Raw genomic sequence first — 26,649 nt, 5'->3', positions numbered from 1 at the left:
AAAAAGGGCGCCTTCGGGCGCCCTTTTTCATGCTCACGGCGCGGTGCGCCCCAGCGTTCTCAACCAGAAGGCCTCGTACTTGCGGTGCCAGCCGGCCGGCTTGACGACGCCGCCCATGGCGTGCGCGCCGTCGGGGTCGAGGTAGAGCTCCACGAGCGCGTCCTTGCCGGCGTCCAGCAGCTCGCGGTAGACGTTGACCGTGTCCTGGTACAGCACGTTGGGGTCCTGCATGCCGTGCACCAGCAGCAGCGGCTTGCGCAGGCCCTTGGCCAGCGGCAGCAGCGAATGCTTGCGCAGCACGGGCTTGGTCCGGTCGACCTTGCCGATGGTGCGGCCGCTGTACCAGCTGTTGTAGTTCTCCCATTCCGTCGGGCCGGCACCGGCAATGCCGGCGGCGAACAGGTCGGGGCGGGTGAACATCGTGTACTGGGTCTGGAAGCCGCCGAAGCTCCAGCCGTTCAGGCCCACGCGGGCTGCGTCCACGCCGTAGCCGGGTAGCTGCTTGACGAGGTCTTCCAGGTCCTCGCTCTGCGGCTCGCCGGGGCGCTCCCAGTTGGCGCCGGAGAACTTGCGCCCGTAGTTGCTGTGGCCGCGCGGGTCCACCGCGATGGTCACGAACCCATGCTTCGCCGCCATGTACTGGCCGAACAGGTAGGCCGTGTTCTGGAAGCTGTCCACCTCGACGATGTGGCGGTCGTTCAGCGGGCCGCCGTAGACGTAGACGACGGCAGGCCGCTTGTCCGTGGCCTGCCAGCCGGCGGGCTTGAACATATAGGCCTCGATGCGGTCACCGTGACGGTTGGTGTAGGCCAAGCGCTCGGGCTGCAGCAGCTTCAGGTCGTTCCAGGCCTTGTCGGTGCTGTCGGTCAGCGTGCGCGCAGCGGCCTTGCCGTCGGTGGCCAGCAGCTTGAGCTCGGGGCGCTGCGCCCAGTTGCCGGCGTTGGCAGCCACCCAGCGGCCGTCCTCGGACGCCGCCGCCGCGCGGTGGAACTCGCCGGCCGCGCCCAGCGCCAGCGTGGCACCGCTGGCCATGTCCACGCGCAGCAGGTTCATGGCCGCCGTGTCGCCCTGATTGGCCAGCACGAACAGCGCCTTGCTGTCGGCCGTGAAGCCGGCGATTTGGTGCGCCTCGAACGCGCCCTTCACCAGCGGCCGCAGCGCCTGTGTGGCCACGTCGATGGCGTAGGGCTGGCGCCAGCCGGCCTCGTCCAGCACGAGCACCAGCGTCTTGCCGTCCGGCGTGAAGCGCGGCTTGATGACGTTGACCACCTCGTGGCCCACATCACCGCGCCGCTCGAGCACCAGCGTCGGCTTGGCGCTCTCGCTGGCGCTGCCGATGTAGACGCGCAGCAGTTCCTTCTCGCGCTCCCAGGTCGTGAACGCGTAGCGGCTGCCGTCGCGGGCCCAGGCCACGTCGCTCATCTCGAACCACACATCGCCGCCGTTGTTCGTGAACACCGGCGCCGGCTGCTGGCGCGGCGCCTCGCCGACGGCGGGCACCTGGCGGATGTACAGCGCCATGGGCGGCACGCTGCGCTTGTCGTCCGACACCTCGCGCGGCACCTTCTTGGCCGTGGCCCAGCGCTCGCCGTAGCTCATGATCTCCACCTGCCGGCCGGCGGGCGTCGGGGCCTTGTCATCGGCACCGCGGGCCGGCGCACGCGCCACCAGCGACATCCAGCGGCCGTCCTCGCTGACCACGGTCTCGGCGATCTTGTATTTCTTCTGCTCGTCATCCGGATGGATGAGCTCGCGGTTGACCACCTGCACGCCCGGCTGCCGCAGCCCGGCCCGCAGCACGCGGGTCTCGTCGGCAAACAGCACCGCCGTGTCATCGGCCGTGTAGCCCACCAGGCGCAGGTCGCGCTGCGTGGCCACCACCTGCACCGGCGCGGCATCGCCGGCCTTCCAGCGGTACAGCCCGCCGCGGTACTGGAACACCAGCTCGTCGGCCTTGCGCGCCCACGCGAACTGCGCCGCACCGGGGTAGAGGTCGGTGGGCTTGAGTTTGTCGCGGGCCTGCTTCTTCTTCAGCTCATCACGCAGCTCCCACAGCTCGCGGGGCTTGTCCTCAGCCTTCTTGTCGGCGGCAGACGCGGCGGGCGCCGCCGGGATGGGCTTGCCCGCACGCTGCGCGGCCAGCACGGCGGCGGCATGCTTCTCGGCGTCAGCCTCGGCCTTCTCGGCAGCCTTCTGCGCGTCCTCCTTGGCCTTTTTGTCGGCCAGCTCCTGCTTCACGACGGCCAGCGCCGCGGTTTCCCACTGCGACAGGTCCACCGGCTCGCCGCGCAGGTAGGCCTGCTGCGCCACTTCGCGCGCCTGGCGCTCGGCGTATTCGGTGTTGCGCTGCTGCAGCTTCTTGTCGAAGCGGGCCAGGTCTTCCGGCGCATCGAAAGCCGCCATGACAGCGGGTGACGTGATGCGCGTGGTCTTGCCCGTGCGGGTGTCGTGCACCCAGAGGTCGCTGCCGGGCTCGCCGAAGGGGCTCCACAGCCAGGCCAGGTAGCGGCCGCTGCGGCTGAAGGCGGCGTCCTTGGCGGGATCGTTTCGGTAGGGCTGGGCGCGGAAGATCTGCTCCAGCGTGGGGGTGGCGGCGGGCGCGGTCTGCGCCTGCAGCGGGCCGGCGGCCGACACGGCCAGCACCAGGGCCAGGCTGCCGATGGCAGCGAAGGTCACGAGCTTCAAGGGGGTCTCCTCAATGTGCCCCCTGGGGTGAGGGGCGGCGAATTCTAGGAAAGCACCGCCGCCCCGCCGTTGGTCACGGCGTCACCAGGCTCGGCCGCGTCGACGCGACCGACTTGCGCCACAGCGCCACGCCCACATGCACGGCCAGCCCGGCGGCCAGCAGCGCGAGCGCCCCCAGGCCCCACACCAGCCAGCCCACCCAGACCGCACCGCCCGACAGCGACGGCAGCAGGCCCGCCAGCCACTGCAGCTGCGGCGTCAGGTTCTCCAGCGTGCCGGCCAGCCATTCGGCGGCCCAGGGCGGCAGCCAGGCGGCCACCGGCTCCGGCAGGCTCCAGTCGCCCGCGCCCATCGCGCCGGCCTTGTCCAGCACCACGGCCAGCAGGGCCGTGCCCGCCCACACCAGCCCGCTCCACAGCGCCAGCAACAGCAACACCAGCGCCCATCCCAGCAAGATCATGGCCAACCCTTTCGTATGACAGAGGCCGCAGTGTGCGCGGGCCGGGCAGGCCGGGACAGCAGCAGGGCTCGCAGCGCCGCTTCGGAAAAGCCGAAGCGTCCTCAGCCCGCCACGCGCGCCAGCACCGGCGCCAGCGCCACGCCCGTGTGGCTGCCGCTGGCCACCACCTGCTCCGGCGTGCCTTCCACCACGATGCGGCCGCCCGCCGTGCCGCCTTCCGGCCCCAGGTCCAGCACCCAGTCGGCCTCGGCGATGACGTCCAGGTCGTGTTCAATGACCACGACCGAATGCCCGCCCGCCACCAGCCGGTGCAGCACGCGGATGAGCTTTTCGACATCGGCCATGTGCAGGCCCACCGTGGGCTCGTCCAGCACGTACAGCGTGTGCGGCGCCTTCTGGCCGCGGCGCGTGACGTCGTCTCGCACCTTGACCAGTTCACTCACCAGCTTGATGCGCTGCGCCTCACCGCCCGACAACGTCGGCGACGGCTGGCCCAGCGTCAGGTAGCCCAGGCCCACGTCCTTCAGCAGCTGCAGCGGGTGGGCAATGGACGGCATGGAGGCGAAGAACTCGACGGCCTCGTCCACCTCCATCTGCAGCACGTCGCCGATGCTCTTGCCGCGCCAGCTGACACCCAGCGTCTCCGGGTTGAAGCGCTGGCCGTGGCACTGGTCGCACGGCACCTTCACGTCGGGCAGGAAGCTCATCTCGATGGTCTTCATGCCCTGGCCCTCGCAGCCGGGGCAGCGGCCCTCGCCGGTGTTGAAGCTGAAGCGCCCCGGCGCGTAGCCGCGCGCCTTGCTCTCCAACGTCTCCGCAAACAGCTTGCGGATGGCGTCCCAGAAGCCGATGTAGGTGGCCGGGCAGGAACGCGGGGTCTTGCCGATGGGGGTCTGGTCGACCTCCAGCACGCGGTCGACCTGGGCGTGGCCTTCGATGCCGTCGCAGCCCTGCCACTTGGCGGGCGCCTTGCGCAGCGGCACGGCCACCGCCATGTTGGCCAGCAGCACGTCGCGCGCCAGCGTGGACTTGCCGGAGCCCGACACCCCGGTTACCGCCACCAAGCGGTGCAGCGGCACGTCCACCGTCACGCCCTGCAGGTTGTGCAGCGCGGCGTTCAGCACCGTCAGCTTGGGCGCGGCCGGGTCGATCGCGCGGCGCTCCTGCAGCGGGTGGATGAGCGGGCGGGCCAGCATGCGGCCGGTGGTGGAGTCCTCCACCAGCGCCAGCTCGGCCGCCGTGCCTTGCGCCACGACGCGGCCGCCGCGTTTGCCAGCACCCGGGCCGATGTCGATGATGTGGTCGGCGCGGCGGATGGTGTCCTCGTCGTGCTCCACCACCACCAGCGTGTTGCCCTTGTCGCCCAGCGTGGACAAGGCTTTCAGCAGGATCTGGTTGTCGCGCGGGTGCAGGCCGATGGTCGGCTCGTCCAGCACGTAGCAGACGCCCTGCAGGTTGCTGCCCAGTTGCGCTGCCAGGCGAATGCGCTGCGCCTCGCCGCCCGACAGCGTGGGCGCGGCACGGTCCAGCGTCAGGTAGCCCAGGCCCACTTCCTCCAGGAACTCCAGCCGGCCCAGGATCTCGCTGACCACGTCGCGCGCGATGTCGGCGTCGCGGCCTTCCAGGTGCAGGCCCTGCACCCAAGCGCGCGCCTGGCCCACGCTCCACGAGGCCACCTCGCCGATGGCCTTGTCCTCGAACTCCACCGAGCGCGCCGTCGGGTTCAGGCGCGTGCCGTGGCAGTCCGGGCACGGCGCATCGGTCAGCCCCTCCACCTCGGCCTCTTCGGCCGGGAAACTCTGCTCGCGGCCACGGTTGTCGTCGGCCTGCACGCTGTCGTCCAGCGCCTTGCGCTGCTCGCGCGTCAGGCTCAGGCCCGTGCCCACGCAGCTGGTGCACCAGCCGTGCTTGGAGTTGTACGAGAACAGGCGCGGGTCCAGCTCGGGATAGCTGGTGCCGCAGGCCGGGCAGGCGCGCTTGGTGGAGAACACCTTGACGCTGCCAACGCCGGCCCCCGTGCCGCCGTCTTCCAGGTTGAGGCCGTCCAACGGCGCCAGCAGGTGCAGCACGCCCTTGCCAGCGTCCAGCGCCTTGGCGAGCAGCTCGCGCAGCTCGGGCTCCTTGTCGGGGCTGATCACCAGGTCGCCCACCGGCAGTTCCAGCGTGTGCTCCTTGAAGCGGTCCAGGCGCGGCCAAGGCGAGGTCGGCAGGAATTCGCCGTCGACGCGCAGGTGCGTGTGGCCGCGGCCCTTGGCCCACTTGGCGAGGTCGGTGTACACGCCCTTGCGGTTGACCACCAACGGTGCCAGCAGGCCCACATGCTGGCCGCGGTAGTCGCGCATCAGCTGCGCGGCAATGCTTTCCACGCTCTGCGGGCGCACCGGCGCGCCGTCGTGCACGCAGTGCTGCACGCCCAGCTTCACGTACAGCAGGCGCAAGAAGTGCCAGACCTCGGTGGTGGTGGCGACCGTGCTCTTGCGGCCGCCGCGCGACAGGCGCTGCTCGATGGCCACCGTGGGCGGAATGCCCCACACCGCGTCCACCTCGGGCCGGCCCGCCGGCTGCACGATGCTGCGGGCGTAGGCGTTCAGCGATTCGAGGTAGCGGCGCTGGCCTTCGTTGAACAGGATGTCGAAAGCCAGCGTGCTCTTGCCCGAGCCGGACACGCCCGTCACCACGTTGAACTTGCCGCGCGGCACCTCCACGGTCACGCCCTTGAGGTTGTGCTCGCGGGCGTTGACGATCTTGATGGCTTCGTCCGCCTGGCGGCGTGCCTGGATCAGCTGCTGCAGCGGGCGGCCTTCTTCCACCACCACCGCCGGGCGGTCCATGTGCAGCGCGTAATCCCGCAGCGCGGCCGCGGTGTGGGAGGTGGGGTGTTGGGCCACGGCCTCGGGCGTGCCAACGCAGACCACCTCACCGCCCGCATCGCCGCCCTCGGGCCCCAGGTCGATCAGCCAGTCGGCCGCGCGGATCACATCCAGGTTGTGCTCGATGAGGATGAGCGAATGGCCGGACGCGAGCAGCTTGCGCATCGCGCGCATCAGCTTGGCGATGTCGTCGAAGTGCAGGCCGGTGGTGGGCTCGTCAAACAGGAACAGCGTGCCCTTCTTGGCGACGCCGAAGCGCGGGTTGCTCGCCGCCTCGGCCAGGAAGCCGGCGAGCTTCAGGCGCTGCGCCTCGCCGCCGGACAGCGTGGGCACCGGCTGGCCCAGGCGCACGTACTCCAGGCCCACGTCCACGATGGGCTGCAGCTTCTGCAGCACGGCGCGGTGCTCGCTGAACAGGTGCACGGCCTCGGCCACCGTCAGCTCCAGCACGTCGGACACGCTCAGGTCGCGATCCTTCAGCGACAGCTTCACGTCCAGCATCTCGGCGCGGAAGCGCTTGCCGTCGCAGTCCGGGCAGCGCAGGTAGACGTCGCTGAGGAACTGCATCTCCACATGCTCGAAACCCGAGCCGCCACAGGTGGGGCAGCGGCCATCGCCGGCGTTGAAGCTGAACATGCCGGCGCTGTAGCTGCGCTCCACGGCCAACGGGGCCACGGCGAACAGCTTGCGGATCTCGTCGAACGCGCCGACGTAGCTGGCCGGGTTGGAGCGCGCCGTCTTGCCGATGGGCGACTGGTCCACAAACACCGCGTCGGCCAGGAAGTCCGCGCCCAGCAAGGCCTCGTGCTGGCCGGGCGTCTCGGTGGCCTTGCCGAACTGGCGGGCCAGCGCGGGGTAGAGCACGTCCTGCATCAGCGTGCTCTTGCCGGAGCCCGACACGCCGGTCACCACCACCATGCGCTGCAGCGGGAACTCGACCGACACGTCCTTCAGGTTGTGCTCGCGCACGCGCTGCAGGATGAGCTTGGGCGTGTTGTCTTCGACCAGGCGCTTCAGGCCCATGCCCACATGCTTGCGCGCGCCCAGATAGGCGCCGGTCAGCGTGTCCGCCGCGCGGATGGATTCGGGCGTGCCGTCGAACACGATCTGCCCGCCGCGCTCGCCGGGGCCGGGGCCCATGTCGATGAGCCGGTCGGCCGCCAGCATCACCGCCGGGTCGTGCTCCACCACCACCAGCGTGTTGCCGGCGTCGCGCAGCCGCTGCATGGCCTGCACGATGCGGTTCATGTCACGCGGGTGCAGGCCGATGCTGGGCTCGTCCAGCACGAACAGCGTGTTGACCAGGCTGGTACCTAAAGCGGTGGTGAGGTTGATGCGCTGCACCTCGCCGCCCGACAGCGTGCGGCTCTGGCGGTCCAGGGTCAGGTAGCCCAGGCCCACGTCGCACAGGTAGCGGCTGCGATGGCGGATCTCGTCCAGCAGCAGCTTCAACGCCTCGTCCAGCATGGTGCTGGGCAGCTGCAGGCCGTCGACGAAGTCGCGCAGGCGCTGGATGGGCAACTGCATCAGGTCGTGCAGGCTCAGGCCCGGCAGCGCCTCCAGCTGGTCACGCGTCCAGTCCACGCCGACGGGCAGGAAGCGTTGTGCGGCCGGCAGCGCCGCGTCGGCCAGCGCCTTGCTGCCCACGCGCCATTGCAGCGCCTCGGTCTTGAGGCGTGCGCCGCGGCAGCTCGGGCATTCGGTGTAGCTGCGGTACTTGGACAAGAGCACGCGGATGTGCATCTTGTAGGCCTTGCTCTCCAGGTAGTCGAAGAAGCGCTTGACCCCGTACCACTGCTTGTTCCAGTTGCCGTTCCAGTTCGGCGTGCCGTCGATCACCCAGCGGCGGTGCTCTGCGCTCAGGTCCTTCCAGGCGGTGTCACGCGGAATGCCGGCCTCGCCCGCGTACTTCAGCAGGTCGTCCTGGCAGTCTTTCCACGCCGGCGTCTGCATGGGCTTGATGGCGCCGTTGCGCAGGGTCTTGCGCTCGTCCGGAATCACCAGGCCCAGGTCCACGCCGATGACGCGGCCGAAACCGCGGCAGGCCTCGCAGGCGCCGAACGCGGAGTTGAACGAGAACAGCGCCGGCTGCGGGTCGGCGTAGCGCAGGTCGCTCTCCGGGCAGTGCAGACCGGTGGAGAAGCGCCACAGCGTGGTCCCTTCGTCTCCCACGTAGACGCTGAGGCGGCCTGAGCCTCTTTTGAGCGACAGCTCGATGGCCTCCATCGCGCGCTGCTTGTCGGCGCCCAGGATGCGGAAGCGATCGGCCACCACGTCCAGCACCTTGTTGCCGTCGGCATCGCGCTCGGCCTGCACCCGTGTAAACCCGCTGGCCGACAGCCATTGCTCGACCTGCGCCGCAGTCGTGTTGGCCGGCAGTTCCACCGGGAAGGTCAGCACCAGCCGCGGGTCTTGCGCCGCTTCGGCACGCGCCATCAGTTCCGCGTAGATGCTTTGCGCCGTGTCATGCCGGACGGGCAGCGCCGTCTTGCGGTCGAAAAGCTCTGCCGCGCGGGCGTACAGCAGCTTCAGGTGGTCGTTGAGCTCCGTCATGGTGCCCACCGTGGAACGGCTGGTGCGCACCGGGTTGGTCTGGTCGATGGCGATGGCCGGCGGCACGCCGTCCACCTTGTCCACCGCCGGGCGGTCCATGCGATCCAGGAACTGGCGGGCGTAGGCCGAGAAGGTTTCGACATAGCGCCGCTGGCCTTCGGCATACAGCGTGTCGAACACCAGGCTGGACTTGCCCGAGCCGCTGGGCCCCGTGACGACAGTCAATTCGGCCGTGCGCAGATCGAGGTCGAGGTTCTTGAGGTTGTGCTGCCGAGCGCCTCGGATGCGGATCAGACCGTCAGACATGGGAGGGGGCCAAAACGTAGGAGGCCAGCAGTGTAGGGATGCCCCTGACAAGAACTGTCAGCACGCATGCGCCCGCCAGCCTACGTGTGGGGCCAAGGCTGGGTGAAATTGACAAGACCTGTGGTTGCACCGCAGCAGCGCCTGCGGCAACAATCGCCCACCCCCTACCGGGGGACATAAGAACAAAGTGCAAATCAAGGACATGGGATGGACAACGCTAGGCAACTCAACCAAGTGCCCCCGCTACCGTGCTGGCTGGCCGCTGCAGCCGGTGATGCTGACACCGGCGCGCCACAGCCGGACGGCGATGACTACGCGCCTGCGCCGCGCTTGGCTCAGGTGCTGCTGGTCGAAGACAACCACATCAACCAGGTCGTTGCGCTGGAGTTCCTTGCGCTGATGGGTGTGCAGTCACGGCTGGCCAAGAACGGCATCGAGGCCCTGGCCGCCTGCGAGCAAGCCGCCCCCGACCTCGTGCTGATGGACATCCAGATGCCCGGCATGGACGGCCTGGAATGTGCCCGCCGCCTGCGTGCGCAGCAGCGCGCGGGCACGCTGCCCGCCTTTCCCATCCTCGCGCTGACCGCCCACGCGCTGGATGCCGACGTCGCCGCCAGCATGGAAGCCGGCATGGACGAGCACCTCACCAAGCCGCTGGACTTTGTCGCGCTGCGCACCCGCCTGCAGCGCTGGCTGAAGCTGCCTGAAGCGAACTGAGCCCGCCCCGGTCACGCGCCCTCGAACGCGCGCAGCACCGGCCGGCAAACCCTGACGCCCAAGCCCGGGCAGCTCCCCATAATCGCGCGCACAAAACCACCGGAGACAACCCGATGAAGCGCCGCGTGCTGCTGCCCCTGATGTTGAGCCCCTGGCTGGCCCAGGCCCAGGGTGCCAAGCCCCACACCTGGATCGTGCCCTTCCCGGCCGGGGGTGGCACGGACGCCTTCGCCCGCCCGCTGACGGCGGCCCTGACGCGCCAGATGGGACGGCAGGTGCTGATCGACAACAAGGGCGGTGCCGGCGGCACGGTGGGCGCCGGGCTGGCTGCAAAGCTGGCGCCAGACGGCACGAACTTCTTCATGGGCGCGGTGCACCACACCATCGCACCGGCCATGTACCCGCGGCTGGAGTACCGGCTGGAAGAAGACTTCATCCCCGTGGCCCTGCTGGCCAGCGTGCCGCAGGTCATCGTCGTTCACCCCGGCAAGGTGCCCGTGACCGACCTCAAGGGCTTTCTTGCCGACGTGCGGGCCAAGCCCGGGCGGCTGAACTACGGCTCGGCCGGCAACGGCACCTCGCACCACCTCGCGGGCGAGCTGTTCAAGCTGCACACCAAGACCTTCATCACCCACATCCCCTACCGCGGCGCCGGCCCGGCGCTGCAGGACCTGATCGCGGGCCAGGTGGACCTGATGTTCGACGGCCTGGGCTCCTCAGCCGCCCACATCAAGGCCGGCCGCGTCAAGGCGCTGGCTGTGGCCGGTAGCAAGCGCGCCGTGGGCTTCCCCGACGTGCCCACCGCGGCCGAGGCCGGCGTGCCCGGCTACGAGGTGGCCACCTGGTATGGCCTGTGGGCGCCCAAGGGCACGCCGCGTGAGGCCATCGCCGCGATGCAGGCCGAGCTGCGCAAGGTGTTCGCCACTGACGAGATCCGCACGCTCTGGAACGGCCTGGGCGCCGAAACGCCCAACCTCTATGGCGACGCCTTTGGCCAGTTCGTCAGCGCCGAGACCAAGCGCTGGGCCGAGGTCGTCAAGCGCTCCAACGCCAAGCTGGACTGATCCCCGATGAACCTGTACGCGGCCCTGCGCGCCGGCTTCCCGGCCGACCTGGACTCGACCGCCGTCGACCACGACGGCGCCCTCTACAGCTGGCGCGACCTGGAGCGCGGCAGCGCCATGCTGGCCAACTGGCTGGGCCGGCTGGACCTGCCCGCCGGCAGCCGCGTCGCGGTGCATGCCGACAAAAGCGTCGAGGGCCTGATCCTGTACCTCGCCGTGCTGCGCGCCGGCCTGGTGTACCTGCCGCTGAACCCGGCCTACCAGGCCAGCGAGCTGGAGCACTTCATCACCGACGCGGCGCCGGGCTTCGTCGTCTGCGCGGGCAAGCATTTCGGCTGGGTCAGCAAGCTGGCCTTCCAGCGCGGCGTGCGCTGGGTGTTCACGCTCAACGACGACCGCAGCGGCACGCTGCTGGACCGCGCCGCCCAGATGAGCGATGTGCACACGCCGGCCACCAACGCACCGGGCGACCTGGCCGCCATCCTCTACACCAGTGGCACCACCGGCCGCAGCAAGGGCGCCATGCTCAGCCACGGCAATCTGCTGTCGGGCGCCCGCACGCTGCAGCGCCACTGGGACTGGCGGGCCGACGACGTGCTGCTGCACGCGCTGCCCATCTTCCACATCCACGGCCTGTTCGTCGCCATCAACGGCGCGTTGCTGAACGGCAGCAAGATGCTGTGGCTAAACAAGTTCGAGGCCAAGGCCGTCGCCCCGCGCCTGCCCGAGGCCACGCTGTTCATGGGCGTGCCCACCATGTACGTGCGCCTGCTGCAGGAGCCGGTGCTGGACGTGCGCCGCATGCGGCTGTTCGTCAGCGGCTCGGCGCCGCTGCTGATCGACACCTGGCGCGAGTGGCAGGCCCGCACCGGCCACCTCATCCTGGAGCGCTACGGCATGAGCGAGACGCTGATGCTGACCTCCAACCCCTGCCGCCCCGAAGACGGCGAGCGCGTGGGCGGCACCGTGGGCCCGGCGCTGCCTGGGGTGGGCCTGCGCGTGCTGCGCGACGACGGCCAGCCCTGCGCGGTGGATGAGATCGGCCACGTGCAGGTGCGCGGGCCCAATGTGTTCAGCGGCTACTGGCAGATGCCCGAGAAGACGGCCGAGGAGTTCACCGCGGATGGCTGGTTCAAGACCGGCGACGTCGGCCGGCTGGATGCGCGCGGCTATCTGACGCTGATCGGCCGCAGCAAGGACCTCGTCATCAGCGGCGGCTTCAACGTCTACCCTGCCGAAGTGGAAGGCTTCCTGAACGAGCTGCCCGGCGTGGGCGAGTCCGCCGTCATCGGCGTGCCACACCCGGACTTCGGCGAGGCCGTGGTGGCCGTCATCACACCCGCCGGCCAGCCCGACCCCGACGCGCTGATCCGCGCGCTGAAAGGCCGCATCGCCAGCTTCAAGGTGCCCAAGCGCATCGTCGTGCTGCCCGAGCTGCCGCGCAACGCGATGGGCAAGGTGCAGAAGAAGCTGCTGCGGGAGCAGTACGCGGGGTTGTTCGCCTAGATAGATTTACCACGCATGTCGCCCGCCTTCTTGTCTTCCATCGCCAGTCGCTGGTTCGTCCACCGCTGGCAGCTGCTGGGTGTGTCGGTGGTGAGCATGGCACTGGCCTTCGCGACGTTCCGTCTGGCGCCGCCGAACCTTGCCTTCGTCGCCGCCGCGCTCGCGGGGCCTGTCATCGCCGGTCCCTGGGCACTGCTCTGTGCCTGCATCTGGTTCCACCCGGAGCGCGGGAACTTGCAGCCGCGCAGCAAGATCGTGGGCAGGCTGCCACCAAGCCTGCAATCCGGCATCCGCTGGTATGCCGCGCTCGTTCTCACCCTGTTCACGGTCGCAGCCGTCGCAGTCTGGCCCGTGTTGTCGCTGAGCTGGCTTTGAAAGCCGGCAGCATTCACGCCTTCTAGCGAGGCAGGCTTCTCATCGGGCAACACCCAGCGCCTTCACCTCACCCAGCGCCAGCTGCAACACCCGCGCATCGCTGCTGGCCCGGTGCCGGGTGAGCTGCTGGCGCGCGCGCACGGCCTCGGTGACGCTCTTCCAGCGCTCGGCCTCGCTCTCGCTGAGCAGCTTGCGCAGGTCGTCGAGCTTGAAGCTGGGCCGCAGGCCGGCCGCGTCGTAGAGCCGGTTCAGCCACGTGAAGTCGTGGCCCCAGCCGTCGCAGTAGACCGTCTGACCGCGCAGCCGCGTGTTGAGCTGTTCGCCCACCCAGCGCGCCGGGCGGCCGCGCTGGAGCAGCAGCTCGCGGCCGATGCCGTGCAGCGCCTCGGCAGCGGCATCCCAGTGCACCCAGTCGTCCTCCGGGCGCACCAGGCAGCAGAACAGCGCGCCATCGCCGGTGCTGTAGCCGATCTCGATGGGGTAGCTGCCGCGGCCGAAGCCCGAGGCTTCGATGTCGAGGATGGTGGGCAGCACTTGCATCGGCCGGAGTGTGTCAGGCCGCGCGGGCATGTCACACAGGGTTGTCAATGACGCTCTCCCGTTCAAACAGCTGCTGCGCCGCCCGCCCGACCTGGCGCGTGTCCCACCACGCATAGGCACCCACGCCCGCCGCACCGGCCAGCGGCACCCAGCGCGACAGCGCCCGGCCCGCGGCCTGTTTGCCCAGCTGCACGCCCACGGCCGCCGCCGCACGCTGCAGCAAAGCCTGCGCCGCCGGCCGCACGATGACGCGCTCCCCCACCCGCACGCCCAGGTCGCGCAGCGCCTGGGCGGCCGTGTGGCGGAACAGGCACCACAGCATCTGCGATGGCCCCAGCTCGGCGCTGCGGCCGTACAGCGCCGCGATGTCAGCCACCAGTTGGCGCTGGATGTGCCAGACGGCCAGCATCTCCGGCGCAATGGTGGCCCAGCCCAGCGGCCCGGGCGGCAGCGCCAGCGTGCCGGCGGCCAGCGCAGCCTTGGCCGCCGCCGCGTCGATGGCGCGCGCGGCCGCATCCGCTGGCCGCGACACCGTGTGCAGCGTCGGCTCGGGCGGCTGCACCACCAGCGCCAGCACGCGCTCCCCCAGCCCGCCGGTCTGTGCGCTCATGTCAGTCACCACGGCCGATGAAGGCCCGGATCGCCGCAATGCGGCCATCGGCGCCGAACTCGAACACATCGACCACATGCAGCGTGTCCTGCCCGTCGATGACGATGGCCAGCTCTGCCGCCACGCCGCCCGCGCGCTCGTAGGCCGCCAGCACGTCGATGCGCAGGTGCTGCACGGCGTCGAAGTTCTTGCGCGTCTCGGCCAGCGCCGCGGCCTTGCCGACGACGCGGATCTTCCAGTCGCGCAGCGTGACGGACTCGGCCAGCAGGGGCTCGACAGCGGCCAGGTCACGCGCGGCGTAGGCGGCCAGGTAGGCCTGCACGGTCTGCAACGGGGTGGACGTCATGACTCAGAACGGGTTGATGCTCTTCTCGCGGCGGTAGTGCAGGTAACCCACGCTGGCGCCCGCGCGCAGGCCCACGCCCAGGCGGATGGGCGCCAGCGTGATGCCGTTCAGGCGCTGGTAGTTGATGCCCGCGCCGCCAACGTAGTAGAGGCTGCCGTCCACGCCGGGGAAGCGCTGGTAGATGGCCGACGCCTTGGGCAGCCGGTACACCAGCGTGAACACCTTGGCCGCGTTGGCGCCGACGTCGAAGCCGATGGACGGCCCGGCCCAGAACACCCTGCCGCCGCCACCGCCCTTCATCAGCAGATCACCCTCGCCATAGCGAACGCCCACGGTCAGCGCGGCACCGGCCTCCTGGCCCTTGATGTAGGCATTGGGTCGCCCCTGCTCCTTGAAGGCTTTCTCGATGACCTTGGCCAGGCCTTCGGTGGTCTGGCCGAAGAACTCGGTGGCGGCCTTCAGGATGGAGTCCTCGTCGTAGGTGCTGGCAGCCTTGTCGTCGCCGGCGGCCAGCGCGGGCAGTGCGGGCGTCAGGGCCAGGGCGGCAAGGTGTTGCAGGTGTTGGCGGCGGTCAGTCATGGCGGTCCTCAGGCATACCCGGAGAGACGCCAGCATAAACATCGCGCTGTGAACTTTGGCCGGTCACGGCCTCTTGCCACCCCCTAGACTCCGCGCCCATGTCGAGCAATCCCGACCTGCAAAGGCTGTCCGCCGCCCTCGAATATGTCGACCTCGCCGCCGGGCTCTACCTGGCCGGCGGGGCCGACCAGGCGGCGCGGCTGCTCGCGGCGGCGGCCGAGCAACAGCTGGGCGACCTGATGCGCCTCATCGATGTGCCCAGCGCCACCGTGGACACCCGCGAGCTGCTGGCCCGCATCGCGCGCGCGCACCGGCCGTCCGTCGTCGCCACGCGCGAGACGCCCGCCCGCGACTGGGACGACGAGCCCATGCACACCGACGCCACCCGCGAGGACATCGTCGCCTACCTGCGCGCATCCTGGTTCATGCTGGAGGCGATGGGCCTGGCCTCGCTGGCGCCCGCGCGCCTGCAGCAGGCCGTCGAGCACAGCACGGTGTTCGGCGGCGCCGACACGCTGGAGCCCTTCGTCTAGCATCGGCGCACGCCGCCCCTCGGGAGCCCTCATGAGCAACAACCGCCGCCAATTCGCCCGCATCGCCTTCGCTGCCGGCGCCGAGCTGATCACCACGCAGGCGCAATGGCGCTGCCAGGTGCTCGACATCTCGCTCAAGGGCGTGCTGCTGCAGCTGCCCGACGGCGCCACGGCTCAAGCGGGCATGCCCTGCCTCGTCAAGCTGCCGCTGGGCAGCGCCGAGGCGGAGGTCGCCATCGCGATGGCTGGCGAGCTGGCGCATGTGGAAGGGGCGCATGCCGGCGTGCTGTGCCGCAGCATCGACCTGGAATCCATCACGCACCTGCGCCGGCTCATCGAGGTCAACCTGGGCGACCCGGCGGCCTCGGAACGCGAACTCAAGGCGCTGATCGCCGGGGCTGGCGCGGCCTGAGCCGGTTCCGTCGCATCGCGCCACGCGGGCGCGGCCCGGCACCCACAATGCCGGCCATGGAGGACACCCCACTGCAGGCCTTCCGCCGCGTGTGCAATCTGCGCGTGCTGGCGGCGGTCTACTACTTCTGCCTGCTCTACGCGACCTCGCGCGGCCTGACCTGGCTGGGCGACGGCGAGCCGCTGGGCGACACGCTCTACAGCATCAACCGCTTCACCCGCCAGGCGCTGCTGAGCGGCCTGAGCCTGCTGCTGCTGGCCGGCGCCGCCGAGGCGCTGCTGGCTGCCACGCGCTGGCAAGGCCGCACGGCGCTGGCGCTGCGCGCGGCCGCCGTGCTGGCCGGCGCCGGGCTGGGCGTCCTGCTGCGCTTTGCGGTGGTCACGCTGGAGAACGGCTCGCCGCACCTGCGCCCGTCTTGGGTGGCCTACACGCTGACGATCTGGTGCGCCTTCGGCGGCGTGACCTACGCGCTGCTGTTGCAGTACCGGGCCGAGCGCGCCCAGCGCCTGGCGCTGCACCAGCTGGCCCGCGAGCGTGACGCCCTGCAGACGCAACAGACCGAGGCCCAGCTGTCGGCGCTGAACGCGCAGATCGAACCGCACTTCCTGTTCAACACGCTGGCCAATGTCAAGCGCCTGTACGAGACCCACCCCGAGCGCGGCCGCCACATGCTGCAGGCGCTGATCGCCTACCTGCGCGCCGCGCTGCCCGGCATGCGCCGCCAGGAGAGCACGCTGGCCGACGAGCTGGCGCTGGTGCGCCATTACCTGGCCATCCTGCAGATGCGCATGGGCGAGCGGCTGCGCTTCGACATCGACGCCGATGCCACGCTGCTGCGCGCCCGCCTGCCCACGCTGGTGCTGCCGACGCTGGTGGAGAACGCGATCAAGCACGGCCTGTCGCCGCTGCCCGAGGGCGGGCGCATCGACATCCAGGCCCGTGCCGACGGCGCCGGCGGGCTGGTGGTCGAGGTGCAGGACAACGGCGCCGGCTTCGGCGGCGCCAGCGGCGGCGCGGGCGTCGGCCTGGCCAACACGCGTGCCCGCCTGGCCGCGCTGTTCGGCGACGCCGCGACGCTGGAGCTGGCGGCCGCGCAGCCCCATGGCGTCGTCGCACGGGTGCGGCTGCCGCCGGCCGCGCTGGCGGGAGCATCGGCATGAGCGGCCGGCTGCACGCGATCTGGCGCGCCTGGCGCTCGGTGCGCCGCCGCGAGCTGACCCTGTTCGTCTGCGTGGCGCTGCTGTTCGGCGCCATCGACCTGAGCGCCATGCTGGAGAAGCGCGTCGACGGCGAACTGCTGCCCCAGGTGCTGGCGCGCCAGTTCCTTGTGCCACAGCTCACCGCGCTGATGCTGATGCTGTGCTGGCTGCCGGTGTCGCGCTCGGCGCTGCAGGGGGCGGCGCGCCTGCGCAGCCTCATCGGTGCCGTGCTGCTGGGCGCGCTGCTGGGCGTGGCCGCCTCCACGCTGCTGATGCAGTGGCTGGACTGGCCGTCGATGTGCGATGTCGTCGCCGCCCAGGCCGGCAAGCCGCCGTGCAGCACCATCAGCGTGCCCACGCTGCTGGGCGATGCGCTGTGGGTGACGCTGCCCTCCCTGCTGGTGTTCTTCATGATGGACACCCGCTCGCGCCGCCAGCGCCAGGGCGAAGCGGTGCAGACGCTGCTGCGCGAGCATGCCGAGCTGCGGCGCCAGGCGCTGGCCTCGCGGCTGGCCACGCTGCAGGCGCAGGTGGAGCCGGGCCTGCTGTTTGACGCGCTGGTGTCCGTCGAGCAGGCCTATGCCCGCCAGGCGGGCGATGCCAGCGAACGGCTGGAGCGGCTGATCCGCCACCTGCGCGTGGCGCTGCCACGCCTGCGCGAGGCCGGCGCCACGCTGCACAGCGAGGCCGAGCTGATCGACAGCCACCTGGCGCTGCTGCGCGACCTGCACGGCCACCCGCCCGCGTTCGAGGCCCATCTCGGCGAGCGCGCGGGCCAATGCCTGCCGCCCATGCTGCTGCTGCCGCTGGTGCAGCGCGCGATGCGCCTGGACGCGCCGACGCGCTGCTGGCTGGAGGCCGGCCCGCCGCTGCGGCTGCGCTTCGACCGGCCCGGCCTGTGCGCGGAAGACGCCGAGCTCGCCGCGCTGCGCGAGCGCATCACCGTGCTGGGCGGCCGCCTGAGCTGCCACAGCCACGACGGCCACACCGAATTCCGCCTGGACCTGCCATGACCGGCCACGCCCCATGAACCTGCTTGCCCCCACCGCCGTTGTTGCCGAGGACGAGGCCGCCCTGCGCGGCGAACTGGTCGAACAGCTGAGCCGCCTGTGGCCCGAGCTGGCCATCGTCGGCGAGGCCACCGACGGGCTGGAGGCGCTGCGCCTGCTGGACCAGCACCGCCCCGACATCCTGTTCCTCGACATCGAGATGCCCGGCGCCACCGGCCTGGAGGTGGCCCGCCAGGTAGGCGGCCGCGCCCATGTGGTGTTCGTGACGGCCTACGACCAGTACGCGGTCGCCGCGTTCGACCAGGGCGCGGTGGACTACCTGCTCAAGCCGCTGGCCGGCGCGCGGCTGTTCACCGCCATCTCGCGGCTGAAGGCGCGGCTGGGTCAGGGCCAGCCGCCGGCCGCCCTGGGCGGCGTGCTGGAGCAGCTCAGCGCCCGGCCCGCGCCCTCGGCCGCGCGGGCGCCGCTGCGCTGGATCAACGCGTCGGTGGGGCAGACGCTGCGCCTCATCACGGTGGACGAGGTGATGTTCTTCCAGAGCGACAACAAGTACACGCGGCTGGCGCTGAAGGACGGCGAGGCGCTGATCCGCAAGCCGCTCAAGGAGCTCATCGACGAGCTGGACCCGCAGCAGTTCTGGCAGATCCACCGCTCCACGCTGGTCAACGTGCATGCGATCGGCAGCGTCAGCCGCGACTTCCGCGGCCGCATGCAGATCAAGCTCAAGCACGGCAGCGAGACGCTGCTGGTGGCCGAGAGCTGCGCCCACCTGTTCCGGCAGATGTGAGGTCGCGCGCGGCGCGTGTTTCCGGGCCGACACAATCTGCCGATCTGCCCGACATACCCGGGCGGTGCAATGCCTTCATCGACACGGTGAAGGAGACCCACATGCACCACGACCACGACCACGATCTGGGCCTGGCCCACGACCTGAGCCGCCTGCAGCAGCAGGCCCTGCAGCGCCGCGGCGCGCTGCGCTGGCTGCTGGGTGCCGGCGCGGCCGGCCTGGCCGGCGGCAGCGCGCTGTGCCTGAGCGGCTGCGGCGGCGGGGGCAGCGAGGCGGGCAGCAGCACGTCGTCATCGTCGGGATCCAGCAGCTCCAGCGGCGGCAGCTCGTCCTCCGGCGGCACCACGACCACCAGCGGCTGCTCGGTCGTGCCCGAGGAGACCGCCGGCCCCTACCCCGGCGACGGTTCCAACACGTCCAACGGCAGCATCGCCAACGCGCTGGCGCTGACCGGCATCGTGCGCAGCGACATCCGCAGCAGCATCGCCGGTGCCACCGGCACGGCCACGGGCGTGCCGCTTCAGGTCATCATCGAGCTTGTGAACACCAACGCGTCCTGCGCCGACCTGTCCGGCTATGCCATCTACCTCTGGCATTGCGACGCGCTGGGCCGCTACTCCATGTACTCCAGCGGCGTGACCGGCGAGAACTACCTGCGCGGCGTGCAGTCCACCGGCACCGACGGCACGGCGGTGTTCCAGACCATCTACCCCGGCTGCTACGCCGGCCGCGTGCCGCACATGCACTTCGAGATCTACCGCAGCGCCAACACGGCCACCAACTGGAACAACAAGCTGCGCACCTCGCAGCTGTGCTTCCCGTCGGACGTCAACACCGCCGTCTACGCCACCAGCGGCTATGGCAACAGCGCGGCCAACAACAACGCCATCAGCCTGTCCAGCGACGGCATCTTCAGCGACGGCTACAGCACGCAGCTCTGCACCGTCACCGGCTCGGTCAGCGCCGGCTACGTGGCCACCTTGCGGGTGGGCATCTCGGCCTGAGCGCCGCACAAAGGTTCATCCATGATCGGACATTGCCTGGTCGTCGACGACGACGCCGAGATCCGCACCACGCTGACGGCCTACCTGGAAGGCTTTGGCTGGCGGGTCAGCGCGGCGGCGGACGGCCAGGCCATGCGCCAGCTGCTGGCGCTGGCGCGGCCTGATGTCATCGTGCTGGACCTGATGCTGCCCGGCGAGGACGGCCTGGCGCTGCTGCGCTGGCTGGGCCGTCAACCCGACGCGCCACCGGTGCTGATGCTGACGGCGCGCGGCGACACGATGAGCCGCGTCGTCGGCCTGGAGCTGGGCGCCGATGACTACCTTGCCAAGCCCTTCGAGCCGCGCGAGCTCGTCGCCCGGCTGCAGGCGCTGGTGCGCCGCGCCACCAAGGGCCAAGCCGGCGGCGTGGCCGACGACACGCGGCTGCTGCGCTTCGGCCGCTGGCGCTTCGACCGCATGACGCGCCAACTCATCAGCGCCGAGGACGTGGGCATCGCGCTGTCCAGCGCCGAGTTCCGGCTGCTGGCCGCCTTCGTGCAGCGGCCGGGCCGCGTGCTCAGCCGCGACCAGCTCATCGAGCTGACCCGCGCGCCCGGCGTGGAGGTCAACGACCGCAGCATCGACCTGGCCGTCTCGCGGCTGCGCGCCAAGCTCGGCGACACCGCGCGCGAGCCCGCGCTGATCCGCACCGTGCGCGGCGAGGGCTACCTGTTCGACGCCGAGGTCACCGCATGTTGAAGTCCTGGCGCCACTGGGACCACCTCGGCCTGCGGCTGTTCCTGCTGATGTGGGCGGCGCTGGCGCTCAGCCACCTGGCCGCCTGGGGCCTGGTGACGCAGACGCTGATGGATTTCTCCCGCATCGACGGCGCCGGCCCGCCGCCACGCATGGCCGACCGCGGCCCGCCGCCGCCGCACGACGACTTCGACCTGCCCGCCCCGCCGCCGCGCCCGGACGGCGCCGCCGGCCCGCAGCTGCGCGGGCGCATGCCCACCTTCCCTTCGCTGCCGCCCAGCCTGCCGCTGTCGGCCAGCCTGCTGGACTATGGCGTGCGGCTGCTCGTCATCGCGCTGGCCGCGTGGTGGGGCTCGCGCTGGCTGGCGCGGCCGGTGCGCCGGCTGGTGGACGCCGCGCGCCAGCTCACCCCGGCGCTGGCGCAGGGCCGCGCGGCGCCCGTGCTGGCCGAGGACGACGGCACCCGCGAGGTGCGCGAAGCCGCGGCCGTGTTCAACCGCATGGCGGCCGAGCTGAGCGGCCAGTTCGAGGAGCGCGGGCTCATGATCGCCGCGATCTCGCACGACCTGCGCACGCCGCTGACGCGCATGCGGCTGCGGCTGGAAACCGGTGAGGTGGAGGCCAAGGTGCGCGAGCGCTGCATCGACGACCTGCGCGAGATGAACCGGCTGGTGGAGAGCGTCATCGAGGTGTTCCGGCCCAGCGAGGTCGCCCGGCCGCAGCGCGTGGACCTGGCGGCGCTGGCCCAGTCGGTGGTGGATGACCTCGCCGAGACCGGCGCGGCCGTCAGCTTCGACGGCCCGGCGGCGGTCATCACGGCCGACCCGGTGGCGCTGCGCCGCGTGGTGGACAACCTCGTCGGCAACGCGCTGCGCTACGCCGGCAATGCGCGCGTCAGCGTGGCGCTGTCGGCCGGCGTCACGCGGCTGGTGGTGGAGGACGACGGCCCCGGCATCCCCGAGGCCGAGCTGGAGCGGGTGCGCCAGCCCTTCCGCCGCGTGGAAGGCTCGCGCAACCGCGAGACCGGCGGCACCGGCCTGGGGCTGTACATCGCCCAGCAGTTGGTGCGCCGCCAGGGCGCCGTGCTGGTGCTGGCCAACCGGCCCGAGGGCGGGCTGCGGGCAGAGGTGGTGTTCTAGCCCCGTCCGCGCTCAGCGGGTGCGCAGCACATCGGTCGGCGGGAACAGGCCCGCCAGGCTGGCGTCCTTGGCCGCACCGGCCACCGGCCGGCCGGCATCCTTGCCCGTGGCGGCGCTGACCGGCGCGTCCAGCGGCTGGCCGTGCTCGTCGGTCAGCAGCGCCACCATGGGGCGCAGCGGGTCGGTGGTGCGCGCCGTCACGATGGCCTGCTCGCCCGTGTTCAGCGCCACCAGCGCCCCCGGTGGGAACACGCCGATGGTGCTGACCACCGAGGCGCCGAACTTGTTGGCGCTGCGCTGGTGGAAGATGGACAGCGCCGCCGTGGGGCTGAGCATGGCCGGGCGGCCGGTGCGCGGGCTCATCTTGGCGCAGAAGACATCGCAGGTGCGCAGCACGTCGGCCAGGTCGGTCATGCGCACCAGGCCCTGCGGATAGCCCTGGCCATCGGGCTGCTCGTGGTGCTGGGCCACGGCAGCCAGCCAGTCCTCGTCCTGCACGCCCAGGCTGCGCAGCAGCCGCTCGCTGTCCAGCGGGTGCTGGTTCATGCGCTCGCGCTGGGCATCGGCCAGCGGGCCGGCCTGCAGCGCCAGCGTGGTCTGCAGGTCGGTGACGGCGATGTTCATGGTCAGCGCCGCGCTCAGCGCGCTGAGCCGCTTGGTCTGCGCCCATTCCTTGCGGTGGGCCACCAGCCACACCACACAGGCGGTGTGCAGCGAGTGCAGCGAGCCGTAGCGGGACAGCTTGTCGGGGCTGATGCGCACGACCTCGAACACCCCCAGGTCGACGTCCTCCGCCATGAGGCGGTCCAGCTCGCGCGTGGCGGCGTGCAGCGCTGCGGGAAAGTCGTCCACGGCCTCGGGGGTGCGCAACAGCGCTTCCAGCCGGTCGGCCAGCGTTTGCAGCGCATGCCAGCGGCCGAGCGTGGGGTGGTCTGGGCGGGGGTCGTCGTGCGCCATGCGGGGCTCCTTCGCGTCAGGGCTTCGATGCTAGAGGCGCCGCCGCCCGCCGTGTACCCCCGTGGCCCGGCCGACGCACAGGATGGCCGGCGTCGCCAAATCCGACCGCAAATCGGGCCCGCTGGCGGGCCCGGGCGCGCGGGGACTCAGGCAGCCTGCTCGACGTGGGCGTGCCGCGTGTAGAGGAAGTCGATGACCTCCTTGCGGGCGGCGATGTAGCGTGCGTCTTCCGCCAGCTCCACCCGCACGCGCGGGCGGGGAATGTCCACCGCCAGGATCTCGCCGATGGTGGCGGCCGGGCCGTTGGTCATCATGACGATGCGGTCGCTCAGCAGCACGGCCTCGTCGACGTCGTGCGTGACCATGATGACCGTGCTCTGCGTGCGGGCAACGATCTTCAGCAGCTCGTCCTGCAGCTTGGCGCGGGTCAGCGCGTCCAGCGCGCCGAAGGGCTCGTCCATCAGCAGCACCTTGGGCTCCATGGCCAGCGCCCGGGCGATGCCCACGCGCTGCTTCATGCCACCCGAGATCTCGTGCGGGCGTTTGTGCAGCGCATGGCTCATGCCCACCAGCTCCAGCGCGGCGCGGGCGCGCACCTTGAGCTGGGCAGCGCTCTCCTTGCCACCGAACACCGACTCCACCGCCAGCAGCACGTTGTCCATGCAGGACAGCCAGGGCAGCAGCGAGTGGTTCTGGAACACGACGGCGCGCTCGGGGCCGGGCGCGGCAATCTCGCGGCCGTCACAGATCAGCGCGCCCTCGGTGGGCGTCAGCAGGCCGGCGATGAGGTTGAGCAGCGTGGACTTGCCGCAGCCCGAGTGGCCGATCAGCGTGATGAACTCGCCGCGCTGCACGTCCAGGCTGACGTTCTGCAGCGCATGGAAACGGCCCTTGCGGGTGGTGAACACCATCTCGGCGTTCTGGACTTGAATGAAGGGGCGTGCGGTCATGGCAACTCCTGTGGATTCGAGGTCAGGGAGAAGGCGTGTCGTGCCTTCTCCAGCGGACGCCGCGGCACCGGCTCTGCCGGGCCGCCAGCGTCGCCCCCTGGAGGGGGCCGGCGAAGCCGGTAGGGGGTGGACTAGTGATCGTCGAACGTGAACTGCTTGGCCAGCGTCAGCAGCAGCCACTCGAGCAACAGCCCGACGGTGCCGATGACGACGATGGCGATGATGATGTGCGCGACGTTCAGGTTGTTCCACTCGTCCCAGACCCAGAAGCCGATGCCCACGCCGCCGGTCAGCATCTCGGCCGCGACGATGACCAGCCAGGCCGTGCCCACCGACAGGCGCACGCCGGTCAGCACATAGGGCAGCACCGCGGGCAGCAGGATGCGCGTGATGACCTTCCACTCGCTGAGCTTGAGCACGCGGGCGACGTTCAGGTAGTCCTGCGGCACGCGCTGCACGCCCACCGCCGTGTTCACCACCATGGGCCAGATGGAGCAGATGAAGATGGTCCAGATGGCTGCCGGGTTGGCGCTCTTGAACGCCAGCAGGCCGATGGGCAGCCAGGCCAGCGGCGACACCGGCTTGAGCAGCGCGATCAGCGGCGACACCATGCGGCTGGCGAACTCGAAGCGGCCGATGATGAAGCCCAGCGGGATGCCAACGAGCGCGGCCAGGCCGAAGCCCATGCCCACGCGGCCCAGCGAATTCAGGATGTTCCAGCCTATGCCTTGGTCGTTCGGACCGTTGCGGTAGAACGGATCTGAGAACAGCTGCACGGCGGCATCGAAGGTGGCCGCCGGGGTTGGAAACGAGCCGCCTTTCATCGTGGCCAGCGCCCACAGCCCGATGAGCAGCGCGATGCTGAGCACCGGCGGCAGCACGCGCAGCGCCAGGCCGCGACCGTCAAACGGCCGCCGGGGCGGCTTGGGCTTGGCCTGCTCGGCAGCGGGGCTGGCGGGGCGGCTGACCGCAGCCACCGGCGTGGCCGCTGCGCTGGCAGCGGGCGAGGCGGTGTCCCGCGGCGAATGGAAAACTGCTGAAACCATGATCAGGCCGCCTTGATCTTGAAGCTGTCGGCGTACTTCGCCGGGTCCTTGCCGTCCCACACCACGCCGTCCATCAGCTTGGCGCTGCGGAAGTCACTCTTGGGGATGCTGATGCCGAGGGCGCCGGCCGCCTGCTTGTAGAGCGCCGTCTGGTTGATCTGCTTGGCCACGCCCAGGTAGTCGGGGTGGCTCTTCAGCAGGCCCCAGCGCTTGTGCTGGGTCAGGAACCACATGCCGTCCGACAGATACGGGTAGTTCACCGCGCCGTCGTTGAAGAACTTCATGTGGTTGGGGTCGTCCCAGGTCTTGCCCAGGCCGTTCTGGTAGCGGCCCAGGATGCGCTGGTTGATCGCATCGACGCCGGTGTTGATGTAGGCCTTCTGCGCCACCGTCTCGGCCATCTTGAGCTTGTTGGACAGGCTGGCGTCGATCCAGCGGCTGGCCTCCAGCACGGCCATGATCACGGCGCGGCAGGTGTTGGGGTACTTCTTGACGAACTCGGCCGTCGTGCCCAGCACCTTCTCGGGATGGTCCTTCCAGACGTCCTGCGTCGTGTTGGCGGTGATGCCGATGCCGTCCATGATGGCGCGGTGGTTCCAGGGCTCACCGACGCAGAAGCCGTCCATGTTGCCCACGCGCATGTTGGCCACCATCTGCGGCGGCGGCACGGTGATGAGCTTGGCGCCGCTCAACGGGTTGATGCCCGCGGCGGCCAGCCAGTAGTGCATCCACATCGCGTGCGTGCCGGTCGGGAAGGTGCCGGCGAAGGTGTACTCACGCGGGTTGGCGGCCATCACCTTGGCCAGCGACGGGCCGTCCACCGCGCCCTTGTCGGCCAGGGCCTTGGACAGCGTGATGGCCTGACCGTTGTTGTTCAGGTTCATCAGCATGGCCATGTCCTTCTTGGGACCGCCCAGGCCGAGGTGCACGCCGTAGATCAGGCCATACAGCACGTGCGACATGTCCAGCTCGCCGTTGACCAGCTTGTCCCGCACGCCGGCCCAGGAGGCTTCCTTGGTGGGGATGATCTTGATGCCGTACTTCTTGTCGAAGCCCAGCACCGAGGCCATCACGACGCTGGCGCAGTCGGTCAGCGGGATGAAGCCGATCTTGACTTCTTCCTTTTCGGGCTTGTCGGAGCCCTGCGCCCAGCCGCCACCGGCAAGGCCGGCGAAGGGCAAGGCGGCCGCGGCGGCGAGCAGGCTGCGGCGCTGCGGGTGGGGCGTGGTCGTCGAGTTATCGAAGGCGGTCATCACGGGCTCCTGAGTCAATCTGGGGCTCAACGCCGTCGCGGCCACGCGCTCGCCCACGCTGGCCAGCAGCGAGGATGCAATGGGGGAGGTCGGACGCCGTTGTCCCGAAGTGCCAGCCGAGTCAATGCCGGCTGGCCCGAGAGGCCTGCGCCATTGCAGGCCTCGCCCTTCTTTCAGCAGGTTGCGTGCCAGCTTTTGCGTGCTGCTGACGCGCTGCTTTCGCACACGCTTGGCGCCATGCGGCCGCCCCGGCGTGCGGTTTGCGCAATGCCGGTGCGTTCCCGTTCGTGCAGGGGTCGTGAATGTTGGTGCGTGGCGCCCCAAGGCGGAGAAGGCGCGCGATCGCGGTGCGCGCCGGGCTACTGGCGCGGGCGCAGCAGCTGGTCGGCGTCGATGAGGCGCGAGGCCACGCTGGCCAGCGTCTGGCCGCCCGTCATGGCCAGCTGGCGCAGGCGCTGGAAGGCGGCCTCCTCGTCCAGCCCCTGCTCACGCATCAGGATGCCGCGCGCGCGCTCCACCAGCTTGCGCTCGGCCAGCTGGGTCTGGGTGTGGCGCAGCTCGGCGTGCAGCGCCTGGTCATGCTCGAAGCGGGCCAGCGCCAGCTGCAGCAGCGCGCCCAGGCGCTGCGGCGGCAGCCCGGCCAGCTGCAGCGCGCTGACGCCGGCCTGCAGCGCCGCGCGCATCTGCGCGGGCGACATCTGCTCGGCCACCAGCAGCACCGGCCGTGGCTGGCGGGCCTGCGCCTCGGACAGCTGCGCCAGCAGCGCCGGTGTGGGCTGCTCGCAGTCGATCAACAGCAGCTCGGGCGCCTGGCGGGCCAGCGTGAGCGCCAGCGCGTCGGGCTCGGCGACAAGATCCAGCACATCAACGAGCTGGCAGCGCAGCCGGATGAGCTCCAGGCGGATGACCGGGCTGCGGCGCTGGCCGGCATCCGCCAGCAGCACGCGCAGGCCCGGCAGGGGGAATGAGGGCGTGTCCATGCACGGACGTAGTGCAATAAGCGTGCCTTGGTG

At 70.7% G+C, this 26,649-nt stretch carries 24 protein-coding genes; 12 read left to right on the top strand and 12 right to left on the bottom strand.

Features of this window, described 5'->3' with window-relative positions; genetic code table 11:
• Positions 1–33 precede the first annotated feature (33 nt).
• From NYO99_RS10600 to uvrA, 3 genes are all read right to left on the bottom strand, one after another.
• Positions 34–2,676 carry a S9 family peptidase gene (locus NYO99_RS10600; protein WP_268167374.1) on the bottom strand — a complete coding sequence of 881 codons (2,643 nt, stop codon included), beginning with the start codon at positions 2,674–2,676 and terminating at the stop codon, positions 34–36.
• Positions 2,677–2,758: 82 nt separating this feature from the next.
• A complete protein-coding gene (locus NYO99_RS10595) occupies positions 2,759–3,145 on the bottom strand; it encodes a hypothetical protein (protein ID WP_268167149.1) in 387 nt (128 codons plus the stop codon).
• A gap of 101 nt (positions 3,146–3,246) precedes the next feature.
• Positions 3,247–8,874, bottom strand: coding sequence for an excinuclease ABC subunit UvrA (gene uvrA, locus NYO99_RS10590; RefSeq protein WP_268167148.1), 5,628 nt, complete (start codon positions 8,872–8,874; stop codon positions 3,247–3,249).
• Between the two features lie 207 nt (positions 8,875–9,081).
• Here uvrA and NYO99_RS10585 point away from each other — a divergent pair, with 207 nt between their 5' ends.
• From NYO99_RS10585 to NYO99_RS10570, 4 genes are all read left to right on the top strand, one after another.
• On the top strand, positions 9,082–9,591 hold the full coding sequence (locus tag NYO99_RS10585; protein WP_268167147.1) for a response regulator: 510 nt from the start codon (positions 9,082–9,084) through the stop codon (positions 9,589–9,591).
• 113 nt (positions 9,592–9,704) lie between these two features.
• Entirely contained in the window at positions 9,705–10,655 is a 951-nt protein-coding gene (locus NYO99_RS10580; protein WP_268167146.1) for a Bug family tripartite tricarboxylate transporter substrate binding protein, read from the top strand.
• Positions 10,656–10,661: 6 nt separating this feature from the next.
• Positions 10,662–12,161, top strand: coding sequence for a malonate--CoA ligase (locus tag NYO99_RS10575; RefSeq protein ID WP_268167145.1), 1,500 nt, complete (start codon positions 10,662–10,664; stop codon positions 12,159–12,161).
• A 15-nt stretch (positions 12,162–12,176) separates the two neighbouring features.
• Positions 12,177–12,536 carry a hypothetical protein gene (locus NYO99_RS10570; RefSeq protein WP_268167144.1) on the top strand — a complete coding sequence of 120 codons (360 nt, stop codon included), beginning with the start codon at positions 12,177–12,179 and terminating at the stop codon, positions 12,534–12,536.
• Between the two features lie 39 nt (positions 12,537–12,575).
• Here NYO99_RS10570 and NYO99_RS10565 read toward each other — a convergent pair whose 3' ends face one another.
• The 4 genes from NYO99_RS10565 to NYO99_RS10550 are packed head-to-tail and all read right to left on the bottom strand — an operon-like array spanning position 12,576 to position 14,611.
• Positions 12,576–13,076, bottom strand: coding sequence for a 3'-5' exonuclease (locus tag NYO99_RS10565; protein ID WP_268167143.1), 501 nt, complete (start codon positions 13,074–13,076; stop codon positions 12,576–12,578).
• 31 nt (positions 13,077–13,107) lie between these two features.
• Positions 13,108–13,686, bottom strand: coding sequence for a hypothetical protein (locus tag NYO99_RS10560; protein WP_268167142.1), 579 nt, complete (start codon positions 13,684–13,686; stop codon positions 13,108–13,110).
• Between the two features lies 1 nt (position 13,687).
• On the bottom strand, positions 13,688–14,032 hold the full coding sequence (locus NYO99_RS10555) for a nuclear transport factor 2 family protein (protein WP_268167141.1): 345 nt from the start codon (positions 14,030–14,032) through the stop codon (positions 13,688–13,690).
• A gap of 3 nt (positions 14,033–14,035) precedes the next feature.
• On the bottom strand, positions 14,036–14,611 hold the full coding sequence (locus tag NYO99_RS10550) for a DUF1134 domain-containing protein (RefSeq protein WP_268167140.1): 576 nt from the start codon (positions 14,609–14,611) through the stop codon (positions 14,036–14,038).
• A gap of 98 nt (positions 14,612–14,709) precedes the next feature.
• Here NYO99_RS10550 and NYO99_RS10545 point away from each other — a divergent pair, with 98 nt between their 5' ends.
• From NYO99_RS10545 to NYO99_RS10510, 8 genes are all read left to right on the top strand, one after another.
• Positions 14,710–15,144: a hypothetical protein gene (locus tag NYO99_RS10545; protein WP_268167139.1), complete on the top strand. Its 435-nt coding sequence runs from the start codon at positions 14,710–14,712 to the stop codon at positions 15,142–15,144.
• Between the two features lie 31 nt (positions 15,145–15,175).
• The gene (locus tag NYO99_RS10540; RefSeq protein ID WP_268167138.1) at positions 15,176–15,556 is read left to right on the top strand and encodes a PilZ domain-containing protein; all 381 of its coding nucleotides are present in this window, start codon (positions 15,176–15,178) and stop codon (positions 15,554–15,556) included.
• 56 nt (positions 15,557–15,612) lie between these two features.
• A complete protein-coding gene (locus NYO99_RS10535; protein WP_268167137.1) occupies positions 15,613–16,716 on the top strand; it encodes a sensor histidine kinase in 1,104 nt (367 codons plus the stop codon).
• A complete protein-coding gene (locus tag NYO99_RS10530; RefSeq protein WP_268167136.1) occupies positions 16,713–17,768 on the top strand; it encodes a sensor histidine kinase in 1,056 nt (351 codons plus the stop codon). The genes NYO99_RS10535 and NYO99_RS10530 overlap by 4 nt, the downstream gene beginning before the upstream one ends.
• A gap of 13 nt (positions 17,769–17,781) precedes the next feature.
• Positions 17,782–18,552, top strand: a complete 771-nt coding sequence (locus NYO99_RS10525; RefSeq protein ID WP_268167135.1) for a LytR/AlgR family response regulator transcription factor — start codon at positions 17,782–17,784, stop codon at positions 18,550–18,552.
• Positions 18,553–18,653: 101 nt separating this feature from the next.
• Positions 18,654–19,556 carry a dioxygenase family protein gene (locus NYO99_RS10520; RefSeq protein ID WP_268167134.1) on the top strand — a complete coding sequence of 301 codons (903 nt, stop codon included), beginning with the start codon at positions 18,654–18,656 and terminating at the stop codon, positions 19,554–19,556.
• Positions 19,557–19,577: 21 nt separating this feature from the next.
• Positions 19,578–20,294, top strand: a complete 717-nt coding sequence (locus tag NYO99_RS10515) for a response regulator (RefSeq protein WP_268167133.1) — start codon at positions 19,578–19,580, stop codon at positions 20,292–20,294.
• Positions 20,288–21,430 carry an ATP-binding protein gene (locus NYO99_RS10510; RefSeq protein ID WP_268167132.1) on the top strand — a complete coding sequence of 381 codons (1,143 nt, stop codon included), beginning with the start codon at positions 20,288–20,290 and terminating at the stop codon, positions 21,428–21,430. Before NYO99_RS10515 ends, NYO99_RS10510 begins: the two co-directional genes overlap by 7 nt.
• Before the next feature lie 12 nt (positions 21,431–21,442).
• Here the strand turns inward: NYO99_RS10510 and NYO99_RS10505 are convergent, their stop codons facing one another.
• The 5 genes from NYO99_RS10505 to NYO99_RS10485 form a co-directional block, all read right to left on the bottom strand.
• Positions 21,443–22,387, bottom strand: a complete 945-nt coding sequence (locus NYO99_RS10505; RefSeq protein ID WP_268167131.1) for an HD-GYP domain-containing protein — start codon at positions 22,385–22,387, stop codon at positions 21,443–21,445.
• Positions 22,388–22,533: 146 nt separating this feature from the next.
• Positions 22,534–23,337 (bottom strand): ABC transporter ATP-binding protein, encoded by an 804-nt coding sequence (locus NYO99_RS10500; protein ID WP_268167130.1) that lies wholly within the window; start codon positions 23,335–23,337, stop codon positions 22,534–22,536.
• Positions 23,338–23,468: 131 nt separating this feature from the next.
• The gene (ntrB, locus tag NYO99_RS10495) at positions 23,469–24,383 is read right to left on the bottom strand and encodes a nitrate ABC transporter permease (RefSeq protein ID WP_268167129.1); all 915 of its coding nucleotides are present in this window, start codon (positions 24,381–24,383) and stop codon (positions 23,469–23,471) included.
• A 2-nt stretch (positions 24,384–24,385) separates the two neighbouring features.
• Positions 24,386–25,636: a CmpA/NrtA family ABC transporter substrate-binding protein gene (locus tag NYO99_RS10490; protein WP_268167128.1), complete on the bottom strand. Its 1,251-nt coding sequence runs from the start codon at positions 25,634–25,636 to the stop codon at positions 24,386–24,388.
• A gap of 359 nt (positions 25,637–25,995) precedes the next feature.
• The gene (locus NYO99_RS10485; RefSeq protein WP_268167127.1) at positions 25,996–26,616 is read right to left on the bottom strand and encodes an ANTAR domain-containing response regulator; all 621 of its coding nucleotides are present in this window, start codon (positions 26,614–26,616) and stop codon (positions 25,996–25,998) included.
• Between the last annotated feature and the right edge of the window lie 33 nt (positions 26,617–26,649).

It is taken from the genome of Roseateles hydrophilus (assembly GCF_026712245.1).
GTDB lineage: Bacteria > Pseudomonadota > Gammaproteobacteria > Burkholderiales > Burkholderiaceae_C > Pelomonas > Pelomonas hydrophilus.
The sequence above is the reverse complement of the archived record's forward strand: the minus strand, read 5'-3'. Positions and strand labels throughout refer to the sequence as shown.

What these genes read in the sequence shown, in the direction of transcription:
- NYO99_RS10570 (WP_268167144.1), top strand. Translation starts at nt 12,177, where the DNA reads ATGTCGCCCGCCTTCTTGTCTTCCATCGCCAGTCGCTGGTTCGTCCAC.
- NYO99_RS10595 (WP_268167149.1), bottom strand. Translation starts at nt 3,145, where the DNA reads ATGATCTTGCTGGGATGGGCGCTGGTGTTGCTGTTGCTGGCGCTGTGG.
- NYO99_RS10560 (WP_268167142.1), bottom strand. Translation starts at nt 13,686, where the DNA reads ATGAGCGCACAGACCGGCGGGCTGGGGGAGCGCGTGCTGGCGCTGGTG.
- NYO99_RS10525 (WP_268167135.1), top strand. Translation starts at nt 17,782, where the DNA reads ATGAACCTGCTTGCCCCCACCGCCGTTGTTGCCGAGGACGAGGCCGCC.
- NYO99_RS10545 (WP_268167139.1), top strand. Translation starts at nt 14,710, where the DNA reads ATGTCGAGCAATCCCGACCTGCAAAGGCTGTCCGCCGCCCTCGAATAT.
- NYO99_RS10505 (WP_268167131.1), bottom strand. Translation starts at nt 22,387, where the DNA reads ATGGCGCACGACGACCCCCGCCCAGACCACCCCACGCTCGGCCGCTGG.
- NYO99_RS10510 (WP_268167132.1), top strand. Translation starts at nt 20,288, where the DNA reads ATGTTGAAGTCCTGGCGCCACTGGGACCACCTCGGCCTGCGGCTGTTC.
- NYO99_RS10565 (WP_268167143.1), bottom strand. Translation starts at nt 13,076, where the DNA reads ATGCAAGTGCTGCCCACCATCCTCGACATCGAAGCCTCGGGCTTCGGC.
- NYO99_RS10540 (WP_268167138.1), top strand. Translation starts at nt 15,176, where the DNA reads ATGAGCAACAACCGCCGCCAATTCGCCCGCATCGCCTTCGCTGCCGGC.
- NYO99_RS10550 (WP_268167140.1), bottom strand. Translation starts at nt 14,611, where the DNA reads ATGACTGACCGCCGCCAACACCTGCAACACCTTGCCGCCCTGGCCCTG.
- NYO99_RS10515 (WP_268167133.1), top strand. Translation starts at nt 19,578, where the DNA reads ATGATCGGACATTGCCTGGTCGTCGACGACGACGCCGAGATCCGCACC.
- NYO99_RS10575 (WP_268167145.1), top strand. Translation starts at nt 10,662, where the DNA reads ATGAACCTGTACGCGGCCCTGCGCGCCGGCTTCCCGGCCGACCTGGAC.
- NYO99_RS10485 (WP_268167127.1), bottom strand. Translation starts at nt 26,616, where the DNA reads ATGGACACGCCCTCATTCCCCCTGCCGGGCCTGCGCGTGCTGCTGGCG.
- NYO99_RS10535 (WP_268167137.1), top strand. Translation starts at nt 15,613, where the DNA reads ATGGAGGACACCCCACTGCAGGCCTTCCGCCGCGTGTGCAATCTGCGC.
- ntrB (WP_268167129.1), bottom strand. Translation starts at nt 24,383, where the DNA reads ATGGTTTCAGCAGTTTTCCATTCGCCGCGGGACACCGCCTCGCCCGCT.
- NYO99_RS10520 (WP_268167134.1), top strand. Translation starts at nt 18,654, where the DNA reads ATGCACCACGACCACGACCACGATCTGGGCCTGGCCCACGACCTGAGC.
- NYO99_RS10585 (WP_268167147.1), top strand. Translation starts at nt 9,082, where the DNA reads ATGGACAACGCTAGGCAACTCAACCAAGTGCCCCCGCTACCGTGCTGG.
- NYO99_RS10500 (WP_268167130.1), bottom strand. Translation starts at nt 23,337, where the DNA reads ATGACCGCACGCCCCTTCATTCAAGTCCAGAACGCCGAGATGGTGTTC.
- NYO99_RS10490 (WP_268167128.1), bottom strand. Translation starts at nt 25,636, where the DNA reads ATGACCGCCTTCGATAACTCGACGACCACGCCCCACCCGCAGCGCCGC.
- NYO99_RS10530 (WP_268167136.1), top strand. Translation starts at nt 16,713, where the DNA reads ATGAGCGGCCGGCTGCACGCGATCTGGCGCGCCTGGCGCTCGGTGCGC.
- NYO99_RS10555 (WP_268167141.1), bottom strand. Translation starts at nt 14,032, where the DNA reads ATGACGTCCACCCCGTTGCAGACCGTGCAGGCCTACCTGGCCGCCTAC.
- NYO99_RS10580 (WP_268167146.1), top strand. Translation starts at nt 9,705, where the DNA reads ATGAAGCGCCGCGTGCTGCTGCCCCTGATGTTGAGCCCCTGGCTGGCC.
- uvrA (WP_268167148.1), bottom strand. Translation starts at nt 8,874, where the DNA reads ATGTCTGACGGTCTGATCCGCATCCGAGGCGCTCGGCAGCACAACCTC.